The 12,147-nt window shown below is 51.0% G+C and carries 8 protein-coding genes; 7 read left to right on the top strand and 1 reads right to left on the bottom strand.

Translation table 11 applies throughout. From position 1 onward, the window contains the following. Positions 1–389: 389 nt before the first annotated feature. Positions 390–1,922 (bottom strand): ATP-binding protein, encoded by a 1,533-nt coding sequence (locus ACO0LD_RS00430; protein ID WP_423002684.1) that lies wholly within the window; start codon positions 1,920–1,922, stop codon positions 390–392. Between the two features lie 216 nt (positions 1,923–2,138). Between ACO0LD_RS00430 and ACO0LD_RS00425 the strand changes: the two genes are divergently transcribed. From ACO0LD_RS00425 to infB, 7 genes are all read left to right on the top strand, one after another. Then, entirely contained in the window at positions 2,139–2,525 is a 387-nt protein-coding gene (locus ACO0LD_RS00425; protein WP_423002682.1) for a VOC family protein, read from the top strand. Positions 2,526–2,576: 51 nt separating this feature from the next. Further along, the gene (locus ACO0LD_RS00420) at positions 2,577–2,990 is read left to right on the top strand and encodes a lysozyme inhibitor LprI family protein (protein ID WP_423002680.1); all 414 of its coding nucleotides are present in this window, start codon (positions 2,577–2,579) and stop codon (positions 2,988–2,990) included. Positions 2,991–3,575: 585 nt separating this feature from the next. Next, positions 3,576–4,832: an SMC-Scp complex subunit ScpB gene (scpB, locus tag ACO0LD_RS00415; RefSeq protein WP_423002678.1), complete on the top strand. Its 1,257-nt coding sequence runs from the start codon at positions 3,576–3,578 to the stop codon at positions 4,830–4,832. Next, positions 4,822–6,813 (top strand): pseudouridine synthase, encoded by a 1,992-nt coding sequence (locus ACO0LD_RS00410; RefSeq protein WP_423004034.1) that lies wholly within the window; start codon positions 4,822–4,824, stop codon positions 6,811–6,813. Before scpB ends, ACO0LD_RS00410 begins: the two co-directional genes overlap by 11 nt. Positions 6,814–7,111: 298 nt before the next feature. Next, positions 7,112–7,597 carry a ribosome maturation factor RimP gene (gene rimP / locus ACO0LD_RS00405; RefSeq protein ID WP_422953239.1) on the top strand — a complete coding sequence of 162 codons (486 nt, stop codon included), beginning with the start codon at positions 7,112–7,114 and terminating at the stop codon, positions 7,595–7,597. After that, the gene (nusA, locus tag ACO0LD_RS00400; protein WP_423002676.1) at positions 7,594–9,153 is read left to right on the top strand and encodes a transcription termination factor NusA; all 1,560 of its coding nucleotides are present in this window, start codon (positions 7,594–7,596) and stop codon (positions 9,151–9,153) included. The genes rimP and nusA overlap by 4 nt, the downstream gene beginning before the upstream one ends. Positions 9,154–9,200: 47 nt before the next feature. Beyond that, positions 9,201–12,101, top strand: coding sequence for a translation initiation factor IF-2 (gene infB / locus ACO0LD_RS00395; protein WP_423002674.1), 2,901 nt, complete (start codon positions 9,201–9,203; stop codon positions 12,099–12,101). Positions 12,102–12,147 lie beyond the last annotated feature (46 nt).

Below are 12,147 nucleotides of genomic sequence, written 5' to 3'. Positions count from 1 at the left end.
TGAAACCTGGGGATGGGAGGTTCCACTAATACGGAGATGCGAATCCCACCGATGCGATATTTGGCTGGACTCAACGACAAGGCTCAGGGATTTGCAAGTTATGATGCAAAATACACCATTATTTATATTTAATCAATTAATAAATTGATATTTTAAAAGCAAATTTTAAGCTGCGGGTTTCATACCCTCTCAAGGGTAGGTGGCTGGCGCGGTGGTGAATCGCCTGCATGGGCGATGTCAAGCCAAGTGCCTGTCTATTTGACGATGGCGCGCTCTGTGATGTCGAGATTAAGGGGGGATATCAATGGAGTTGTGATTGTTGAAGTTCACAATAAACTGTATGTCTTTGGCGAAAATATCCGTTAAGAAATTTTTTTGTGTCTATATTCTTAGCCAAGAACCTCACTTTGTATACATGATGGCAAAACAATCCTGAATGTAGTTCCGTTACCCACTACACTTTCCACCTCTATCTTCCCATTCAACACCCCGCACACGATGTTGTGTACGATGTACAGGCCCAGGCCGGAGCTGCCTGCGCCTAGTTTGCTGGTGAAAAAAGGGTCGAAGATGCGTTGCAGGTTGTGGGGTGGTATGCCTGTGCCGTTGTCTGTGATGCTGATTTCTGCGCTGCTGTCTGCCTTGCAGTGGGCGGTGATATGGATGCTGCCTTTGTCCCTGCCTTCAAAGGCATGTGTCAGGCAGTTGCTGAGCAGGCTTTGCATGGCCTGGCCTAGCAGGGCGGGCAGGCTGCTTATTTGCATGTCGTCGGCAATGTTGCACGTCAGTTGTATGGATTGCTGCCTCATTGGTGTGCTGAATGTCTGGCTGATTTCTGTGATCAGTTCTGCGACTGAAAACTCTTGCCTGTCGGCGGTGGTGTGGTCAACCGCGATTTGTTTGAAACTGCTGACCAGGTCGGCGGCACGCTGCAGGTTGCGTTGCAGGATCAGGCTGGCTTCGCTGGCGTCGGCCATGTATTTTTCCAGGGTGCTGCGTTTCAGGCCCTGGGCATAGGTGGTGGAAAAGTCGCTGGTGCGTTCTGCCAGTGTGCTGGCGACTATCAGGCCATTTCCAATTGGGGTATTGAGTTCATGGGCAATGCCTGCCACTAAAGAACCCAAGGCGGCCAGCTTGTCGCGCCTGAGCAGTTCTGCCTGGGTCAGGCTGAGGGTATTCAGGGTGCAGGCCAGTTCGGCATTGGTTTTGCTGAGTTCCAGATTGATGATTTCTGCACGGTCTTTGGCGACCACCAGTTCTGCCGTGCGTGCTGCGACCAGTTCTTCAAGGTGGTCGCGATGTCTGGCAAGTTCACGTTCTTTGCGGTTGCGTTCTATGGCGATGCCAGCCAGGTGGGTGGCAACGTCGATCAGTTTCAAGTCATCCGGCCCGGGGCTGCGCACTTCGCGGTAATACATGGCAAAGGTGCCGAGCAACATGTTCTTGTCCAGGAAGATGGGAGTAGACCAGCAAGCCCTGAATCCATGTGGGGCGACGAAGGCTTTGTACGGTTCCCACAAGGGGTCGCTCATGATGTCGCTGACGACGACCATTTCTTTGCGGTACATGGCTGTGCCACATGAGCCGACGGTGGGGCCTATTTCAAAACCATCCAGGGCTTGCATGTATTCTGTCGGCAGGCTGGGGCCGGCGCCATTGCGTATATGTATGCCATCGTCATCCAGCAGTAACACAGAGCAATACACACCTTGCGATTGCGACTCTATCAATAGCATCAGTTGGGACAGTATGTCTGTCAGTGCCGCACCTTTGGCGATCATTTCCAGCGACTGGTTCTGGCCTCTGCGCAGGGTTTCTGCCAGTTGAGTTTTGTCGTCATCATTGCCGTTGACGATGGCAGCCGATGTGCCCTCAAAAGGGTTCTTGAGCGTTTGCATGCATGCTGCCATAGTCTGGTTCATACATCCATTCCTGGTCAGGTGGTTTGGATCGCGATACTTTACTCTAAGCTGATTGTGTACTTATTGCAAGTTTGCGGTGTGAGTACAGGCTTTGTCATCGATTTTTGCCAGATTGAAAAAAGGATAGTTTCCCTTGCGGGGCACATTCAGTAAAAAATGAGTAAAATGAAAACTATTTTTGCAAAGTCTGAATTTAACTTAGCAAGGAGATCTGCCATGACTATTGAGCTGGATCACACTATAGTCCCTTCGCATGACAAGCTGGTTTCGGCAAAGCTGCTGGCCGATTTGCTGGGTGTGCCCTGGGCGCCAACGGCTTTGGGGCCATTTGCGCCGGTGTTTGTGAATGAGGGCTTGACGCTGGATTTTATCCAGACTGATGAAGATTTCCCTGTCTATCACTTTTGCTTCCGGGTCAGTCCGGGGCAGTTTGATGAAATACTGGGGCGTATCAAGGCTGCCGGCATCCCTTATCGCAGTTCTGTGCGTGGGCCCATGGATATGCAAATCAACACTGATTATGGCGGGAATATGATTTACTGGAATGAGCCTGATGGCCATCAGTGGGAAATGCTGACGGTGAGTTATGCGCGGCAGACTTAACAAACTGAAAATTGTAAGGTAATCTCATGAATTATAAATTTACAAGGTGAAATGATGAAGAAAATTGCAGTGGTACTTTCATTTTTATTAAGCATTTCTGTAGTGCCCGCGTATGGAGCGACAGAGCCAAATAAGAATGCGACGTTCAATGCGTGTATCGATAAATCTGGTGGAGTTACTTCCGATATGTTGAATTGCATCTCGGCAGAATATGGCAGGGTAGACAAGCAATTGAATGCAAGCTACAAGAGATTGATGGCTGTTCTTAGCCCTGATCTGAAGAAACGTTTGCAAGAGACGCAACGTTTGTGGCTTAAGTACACCGAGGCAAATTGTGATTTTTATATGAGGCAAGGTGACGGCACCTCGGCGACGCTAAATGCCAGTTCTTGTGCGTTGGAAGCAAGATCAAAAAGAGCAGCAGAGTTGGCTGAGATCGAAGAGTCTGAAAAGACCCTGCGTTGATGCTCTTTCTGCGTAAGCTGGTGAGATGGGGTGGGTGTATCAAGGAAGCTTTGCTCCTTCTTAAGGGTTTTGTGGTCGTGTGATCCCCATTTCCCTGTTTGCTTTAATTCTTTTTGCTTGCGCCGTATTTTCCCGTGCAAACTTCCCAAATGCATGGTAATCTCGCGCCCTTGCAGTCATATGCAGGATGTTGTTGGAGGGCTTGTGGTTGGCTTTCCGGGTTTGGTGCAGATTTGGGGTGTGTGCAGCTAATGCGCGTTATTCACCCGTTGCAGACAGAATTATTGAGAAAGGCCACGTTACAGCGTGGCTTTTTTATTGGTTATTGACGATATTTTTTGATCGTCTGCTAATTTCTGGACTACAATCCAGTGTCTACTAATTTTAGGGATTGTGCGCTGCTAAGTTCTTTGCGCGCTCCATGCAGTCCCAGCCGCCCGCATGAAGGGCGTTGCTACCAGGTTGGTGGCAACAAATTTAATACAATACTGGTGTGAGTAATGGCAAAGATGGTAACTGGTGTATCAGTTGCCTTGCTGCATGACATCAACTAAAAACAAATAAACCCGTGTACTTTAATATTGCATGAATACAGCTGAGGCAAAGCGAGTCCTCGAAACAGCCTTGTTATGCGCGCCTGAGCCGCTGACAGTCAATACCATGAAAAAGCTGTTCCAGGATGCGGATGATCAAGGTGATGTGGTCGGCGCGGATACCATCAAACTGATGCTGGAAGGTTTGCGCCAGGACTGGTCTGACAAGGGCATAGAGCTGGTAGCTTTGTCGACAGGCTGGCGCTTTCAGAGCAGGCCAGAAATGCGCGCCTATATAGATAGGTTGAACCCGGAAAAACCACCAAAGTATTCTAGAGCGACGCTGGAAACCCTGGCGATTATTGCTTATCGCCAACCGGTGACGCGCGGTGACATAGAAGAAATTCGTGGCGTGACCGTGGCGTCGCAAATGATCAAGACCCTGGAAGACCGTGGCTGGATAGAATCCATAGGCCACAGGGATGTGCCGGGTCGGCCATCATTGTTTGCTACGACGAAGCAATTTCTGGATGACCTTGGTTTGTCTTCGCTGGACCAATTGCCGCCTTTGCAGCAGGTTAAGCGGGATGCCGAAGAAGAGTTGGCTCCTGAATTGGCGGCTTTGGGTGGTGGCATGTTTGCTGCTGTTGAGGCAGATGCCTTGGGATCAGAGCTTGTAGCTGATGGTGAATCTGTCTCTGAACAAGCTAGGGATATTGAGTTGCCTGGAGTGGATGCCGCTGATGTTGAGCATGCTGATTTGGCAGCAATGGCGGACTCGGTTGAGGAACTTGCGCAAGAGTCAGCGGATACTGCTGAGGTGCTTGCAGATGCTGAATTAGAGTCATTGCCGCAAGAAGTGCAAGATACGCAAGAAGTTCAAGATGCGCAGCAGCAACCGCAGGTCGAGACCGCACAGGATGCAAAAATTGCGCCTGAGCAAGAATTGAAAGAAGATGCTGGCGTTAGCACTGAGTTAGATGCAGTGACTGTTGATGTTGCGACAGACAATGAGTTGCCTGCAAATGGTGGGGCAGTAGATGTTCCTGCTGAAGAGCTGGCTGAGGCCGCAAGCGCAGCAAAAATTGTAGACGCATCAGAAGAGATAGTAAAAGAAATTACCGAAGATATAAGCGAAGAAGTAATTGAAGAAATAAGTGAAGAAATAAGTGAGGTTGGGGGAGATTCTCAACCTGTCACGCAATTGAGTGATCAGGTCGCCGATACTGCGGCACCGGATAGTGTACCGGGCGCTGCAGCGAGTCAGTTGCCTCCAATAGAACTGAAGAATGAATCCAATGAATCCTGAAGATGTGAATGCTGACCAAGCTGATGGTGCGGGCGCAAATGACAATGGCCCTGCTGGTGGTGATGACGCAAAACCGGCAAAGCGCGCTGCGCGTGCCCCGCGTACTGGTGTAAGCCGATCCAAGCCTAAGCAAGAGAATGCAGAGCAATCAGCAGGGGCTACAGAAGCAGCGATGGCAACTGTAGCAGTGACAGCATCAGCCGTTGATGCTGCAGAAGCACCAGTTAAAAAAGCACGCGCCCCGCGCGCGCCGCGTACCCCTAAAGAACCTGGGGCAGCACCTCGCGCCAGTCGTGCCAAAGCCAAGGCCGCAGATGTTGTCGAAGATCAGGTAGTTGTTGTGTCTGAAGCTCCTGTAGTTGCCGAGCCAGTCGTACGTACTGAGCAGGCAGCCGAGCGCAGCGAACGTGCACCCCGCAGCGAACGCCCACCTCGCACAGAACGTGCGCCAAGGGTCGAGCGGACAGAACGGACAGAGCGCGGCGAAAAAACAGAGGGCGGTGAAAAAACTGAGCGCCCAGTTCGCGCTGATCGTGGTGAGCGTACCGACCGCGCAGAGCGTCCAGATCGTGGCGAGCGCACCGAACGTACTGAGCGTGGTGATCGCAATGAACGTGGCCCGCGTCAAAATGCTGGTCAGGCAGGTGCCAATAAATCCAAGCGTCCACAGCAACAAACTCGCGGTGGCCGTCCAGGTACTGGCAATAATGCTGATGACGTGTTTTCCTTCGTTACTTCCGAGGCGTTTGACTCGGGTAGTGCCGATGATGCCAAAGGCAAAGGCCGTGGCAAGCCAGTGCGTCGTGATCTGACTGCAGATGATGATGCGCCTAAATTGCATAAAGTACTGGCTGAAGCCGGCCTGGGTTCACGCCGCGACATGGAAGAACTGATCGTTGCTGGCCGTGTCTCTGTGAATGGTGAACCAGCCCATATCGGGCAAAGAATTCTGCCGACTGACCAGGTGCGTATCAATGGCAAGCCCATTATGCGCAAAGTCAGTAAAAAGCCGCCACGCGTACTGATTTATCACAAACCGGCTGGCGAAATTGTCAGTAACAGTGATCCAGAAGGCCGTGCATCCGTATTTGAAAGCCTGCCGACCATGAAGGTTGGTAAGTGGCTGGCAGTAGGGCGTCTCGATTACAACACTGAAGGTTTGTTGCTGTTCACCACATCTGGTGATCTGGCAAACCGTCTGATGCACCCACGTTATGGTATCGAGCGTGAATACGCTGTGCGTACCCTGGGTGAGTTGGAAGAGGGTATGCGTCAGCGTCTGTTGGCTGGCGTTGAGCTGGAAGATGGTTTGGCGCAATTCTCCAAAATCACTGATGGTGGTGGCGAAGGTGTCAATAAGTGGTATCGCGTCATCATTGGTGAGGGTCGTAACCGTGAGGTGCGTCGTATGTTTGAAGCGGTCGGTTTGACGGTTTCACGCTTGATACGTACCCGTTATGGTGCCATGACTTTGCCTGCCAATCTCAAACGTGGTCGTTGGGAAGAGCTGGAAGAAGATGCAGTCCGTGCCTTGTTGAAGCTGAGCGGCCTGGAAAAAGCCGGTGGCGATAAACCTGTTGCGCCAACCAGGGGTGGCAAGCCATTTGGTAATAAGGCGCCAGGTTTTGGTACTGGCCCATTTAGCCAGAAGCAAGTCGGTTTCCCTATGTCCAGTGGGCGTAGTGAGCGTGCTGAATATGGTGCGGGTCGTGGCGGTAATGCTAACGGCAACAATGCATACGGCAACAAAACTGGCGGTAATGCAGGTAATCCGCGTAATGGCGCAGGTAACGGACCAGGTAACGGCGCTGGTAACAACGCCAACAACGCTAACGGCAAAAAACGTAGCCGCCAGCCAGATCCACTGCAAACCGCATTGGGTTTCCCGGATGCTGGACAGCGTCGTGGCCCTACATCCCGTGGTAGTGGTCAGGCCATAGGCCAGGGAATTGCGGCGCGCAGGCGCTCACGTGGCGCATAATGTTTTTCGGTCGTTTCAAGCGTTTTGCAGTAGCGGGACGTGTTGAAATTACCTCGTTTTCCATTGCGACGAGGTAATTTATCGTTTATAATCTTGTAGTTAGCAGATTTTGCCTTTATTTGAATTTAAAATCGGGGCGCTACAAAAAAAGATGGGCAGTTGCCCATTTTTTTTTGGTTTTTGCGATTGATATCGTGTTGAGAGAGTTGCGGCGCAACGCTCAATAGCCCGAATCGCCAGGCCTGTAGCGGGTTTTGCCCGGTTTGCAAATTGTCAGTGTGTTTTTCGGAGAATAAGTTTGGCTTTGTTGGATTTGATAGAAAAGACCGTCAACGGTACCGGATATGATCTGGTGGACTTTGAACAGGCCGAGCGTGGCTTGTTCCGGGTTTATATTGATTATTTGCCGGAGGATCTGGAGCGCGGCAATATCACGGTGGAAGACTGCGAAAAAGTCAGTCACCAGTTATCGCATGTGCTGACGGTTGAAAATGTCAACTACAGCCGCCTTGAGACTTCTTCTCCTGGTCTCGACAGACCACTCAAAAAAATCGCTGACTATGTGCGTTTTGCTGGTGAGAAAGCCAATGTGAAATTGCGTATGCCCATGCCGGGCACGCCAAATCGCAAAACTTTCGAAGGCGTCTTGCACGAACCTGAAGGTGAAAATCTGAAGCTGGAATTTGAAGTAAAAGATGGGTCGGCCATGCTGGAGTTTACGCTCGCCGATGTGGATAAGGCACGCCTCGTGCCGCAAGTGGATTTTAGGAGTCGCAAAGCATGAGTCGTGATTTGTTGTTATTGGTGGATGTGCTGGCGCGTGAAAAGAACGTCGATGAAGAGGTTGTTTTCGGATCGCTGGAACATGCTTTGGCGCAAGCGACAAAAAAACGTTTTCCCGGTGAAGTCGATATTCGCGTAGAAATCGACCGTGATACTGGTGAATTCAGGTCTTTCCGTCGCTGGCACGTGGTGCCGGATGAAGCAGGCCTGCAATTGCCAGATCAGGAAATCCTGCATTTTGAAGCAGTGGAAGACGACCCTGAAATTCAGGTCGATGATTACATCGAAGAAGAAATTGAATCGGTCGATTTTGGCCGCCGTTTTGCACAAGATACCAAGCAAGTCGTTTTGCAACGTATCCGTGATGCGGAACGTGAGCAAATCCTGGCTGACTTCCTGGAGCGTGGTGATTCCCTGGTAACAGGTACCATCAAGCGTATGGAACGCGGCGAAGCCGTGGTTGAGTCCGGCAAGATTGAAGCGCGTTTGCCACGTGACCAGATGATCCCTAAAGAAAATCTGCGTGTTGGTGACCGTGTTCGTGCCTACATTTTGCGCATAGACCGCAATGCCCGTGGCCCGCAAGTCATCTTGTCGCGTACAGCGCCAGAATTCATCATGAAACTGTTCGAGCTGGAAGTGCCAGAAATCGAGCAAGGTTCCCTGATCATCAAGTCTGCTGCACGTGACCCTGGTGTGCGTGCAAAAATCGCTGTGTTTACCGCTGATAAACGTATTGACCCTATCGGCACTTGCGTCGGTATGCGTGGTTCACGCGTGCAGGCTGTAACTGGCGAACTGGGTGGTGAGCGTGTTGATATCGTGCTGTGGTCTGAAGACCCGGCGCAATTCGTGATCGGCGCACTGGCACCAGCCAATGTTTCATCCATCATGGTGGATGAAGAAAAACACGGCATGGACGTGGTAGTTGATGAAGAAAACCTGGCAATTGCTATCGGCCGCAGTGGACAAAACGTTCGTCTGGCAGCTGAATTGACAGGCTGGCAAATCAATATCATGACTGCTGAAGAGTCTGCGAATAAAGCCGAGCAAGAAACTGCCGGCATCCGCAGCCTGTTCATGGAAAAACTCGACGTTGACCAGGAAGTCGCCGACATCCTGGTTGACGAAGGTTTCTCCAGTCTGGAAGAAATCGCTTACGTACCTATCAGCGAAATGCTGGAAATCGAAGCCTTTGATGAAGATACCGTCAATGAGTTGCGTAACCGCGCTCGTGATGCTTTGTTGACAGAAGCAATTGCTTCTGAAGAAGGCCTCGAAGGTATGGAAGATGAATTAGTCAATCTCGAAGGTATGACCCGCGTGACGGCAGGTAAGCTGGGTTTGGCTGGTATCAAGACCCTGGCGGCTTTCGCTGGATTGGCTTATGACGAATTTGGCGCGATTTTGGCATTATCTGTCGACCGCACCCGTCAATTAATTAAAGATGCATTTGAAGATGTGACCGATGATGAGATGAAACTCATCGACGCTAAATATGATGATCAGGCCAAGGCTTTGTTAGCCAAAGCCTGGAAACTCGTAGAAGCTAAGTAATTCACGGGTTTCAATCTCATAACGCGCACATAGAAAAAGAGGACTGAATGGCGAGTAACAATGTAGCCCAATTTGCCACCGAGCTAACGATGTCAGCAGATTTGCTGCTCACGCAATTGCGTGCAGCGGGCGTCAGTAAGAGCTCAACGTCAGATTCGTTGACAAAGGAAGACAAAGATAAGCTCCTGGAGCATCTGCGTCGTTCCCACGGCGTTTCTGCGGACACTGAAAAGAAAAAAATAACCTTGACTCGTAAGGAAACGACCGAGATCAAGCAAGCCGATGCGACTGGGAAGTCTCGTACCATTCAGGTTGAAGTTCGTAAAAAACGTACCTTCGTTAAACGTGATGATGCTCCCGCAGATGAAGCGCAGACTCCTGCACCGGTGCTGGATGCAGCAGAACAGGCTCGCTTCGATGAAGAAGCGCGCCACGAAGCAGAACTGATCGCACGCCAGGAAGCTGAATTGCTTGAGAAGCAAGAACGTCTGGCCAAGCTGGAAGCTGAAAAAGAAGCCCAGGCGCAAGCCATGCGTGACGCTGAGTTGGCAGAAGCTGCCAAAGCAGAAGCTGAAAAAGCCAGGGCTGAGCAAGCTGCTGCTGCCGCCAAGGCGCTCAATGCCAGTGCTAACGCCAAGCCTGCAGATGCCAAGCCTGCAGAGGTAAAGCCTGTGCAAGCCGCTCAAGCCGCTGCTGACGAAGACAAAAAACGTATCGAAGCAGAAGATGCGAAGAAAAAATCCGTAGCCGACGCTAAAGAAGCAACCGAGCGTGCTGCTGCTACTGAAAAAGCCAGAAAAGCGGTGGCTGACGAAGTTGCGCAAATCAAAGAAATGATGAACGCGGCACGTCGCCCGGCCAAAGCACCAGAACCTGCTCCTGTCGTAGCACCTAAGGTTGCCGAAGGTACTTTGCACAAGCCTGCTGATAAAAAAGTGGCTGAGAAAAAGCCTGGTGCAGCAGTAGAGAAAAAAGACGAGAAAAAACCAGCTGTTGGCGACAAGAAGGCAATCAAATCTGCCAATGTGTCCTCGACCTGGCAAGAAGACGCAGCCAAGAAACGTGGCGGTGGTCTGAAAACACGTGGTGATACTTCTGGTGGCCGTGATGGCTGGAAGGGTGGCCCTAAAGGTCGTCGCAATAGTCATCATGATGACCGCGAAAGCAATTTCCAGGTGCCGGTAGAAGCCATCGTTAAAGATGTGTTTGTACCTGAAACCCTGACTGTGGCTGAGTTGGCGCATAAAATGGCAGTCAAGGCATCCGAAGTCATCAAGCATTTGATGAAATTGGGCCAGATGTGCACCATCAACCAGGTACTTGATCAGGAAACAGCAATGATCCTGGTTGAAGAGATGGGTCATAAAGCCTTTGCTGCAAAACTGGATGATCCTGAAGCCATGCTGACGGATACCACAGAGCACGGCGAATATGAATCCTTCCCGCGCGCACCTGTGGTCACTGTCATGGGTCACGTTGATCACGGTAAAACATCCTTGCTGGATTACATCCGTCGCGCCAAAGTCGCGTCTGGTGAAGCCGGTGGCATTACGCAGCATATCGGTGCTTATCACGTAGAAACACCACGTGGCATGATCACCTTCCTTGATACACCAGGCCATGAAGCGTTTACCGCGATGCGTGCCCGTGGTGCCAAGGCGACGGACATTGTTATTCTGGTCGTGGCAGCGGATGACGGCGTCATGCCGCAAACCAAAGAAGCGATTGCCCATGCGAAAGCAGCTGGCGTGCCTCTGGTGGTTGCTATCAATAAAATTGATAAACCAGGTGCCAATGCAGACCGCGTGACACAAGAGTTGATCGCTGAAAGCGTTGTGCCTGAAGAATACGGTGGTGATTCACCATTCGTACAGGTATCTGCAAAAACTGGTCTGGGTATAGATGCCCTGCTGGAACACGTTTTGTTGCAAGCTGAAGTGCTGGAATTGAAAGCACCGAAAGATGCACCTGCCAAAGGTCTGGTCGTCGAAGCGCGTTTGGATAAAGGTCGTGGTACTGTTGCCACTATCCTGGTGCAGTCCGGTACTTTGAAACGTGGTGACGTGGTATTGGCTGGTTCAGCTTATGGCCGTGTCCGTGCAATGCTGGATGAAAATGGCGCGAATATCTCAGAGGCTGGCCCGTCCATCCCGGTAGAGATCCAAGGTCTGACAGAAGTGCCATCCGCCGGTGAAGAAGTCATGGTCATGGCTGATGAACGCAAAGCGCGTGAAATTGCCTTGTTCCGTCAAGGTAAATTCCGTGACGTCAAACTGGCGAAGCAGCAAGCTGCCAAGCTCGAAAACATGTTCGAAAACATGGGCGAAGGCGAAGTCAAAAACTTGCCTATCATCGTCAAGACCGACGTACAAGGTTCGCAAGAAGCGCTGGTGCAATCCCTGGTCAAGCTGTCAACCAGCGAAGTGCGCGTACAAGTCGTGCATGCAGCAGTTGGTGGTATTTCCGAATCCGACGTCAACCTGGCTGTCGCTTCCAAAGCGGTCATCATCGGCTTTAACACCCGTGCTGATGCTTCTGCCCGTAAATTGGCAGAGTCTAACGGCGTTGACATCCGCTACTACAACATCATTTACGATGCAGTAGATGAAGTCAAAGCAGCTTTGTCCGGCATGTTGGCTCCAGAGAAGCGCGAACAGATCATTGGTATGGTCGAGATTCGTCAAGTCTTCGTGGTCAGCAAAGTTGGCGCGATTGCCGGCTGTCTGGTTACCGATGGCGTGGTCAGGCGTACGTCCTCTGTCCGTTTACTGCGCAACAACGTGGTTACCTGGACAGGCGAGCTGGATTCGCTCAAGCGTTACAAAGACGATGCCAAAGAAGTCAAAGCCGGTCTGGAATGCGGTCTTTCACTGAAAGGCTACAACGAGATTCAGGTTGGTGATCAGCTTGAAATATTTGAAGTACAAGAGATAGCACGTACTCTGTAACTCAAGATAACCCCGGACTAGTTCCGGGGTTGTGGTTTATGGAGAT

It is taken from the genome of Undibacterium sp. Ji83W (assembly GCF_049340385.1).
GTDB lineage: Bacteria > Pseudomonadota > Gammaproteobacteria > Burkholderiales > Burkholderiaceae_D > Undibacterium.
This window is presented reverse-complemented; position numbering and strand designations above follow the sequence as displayed.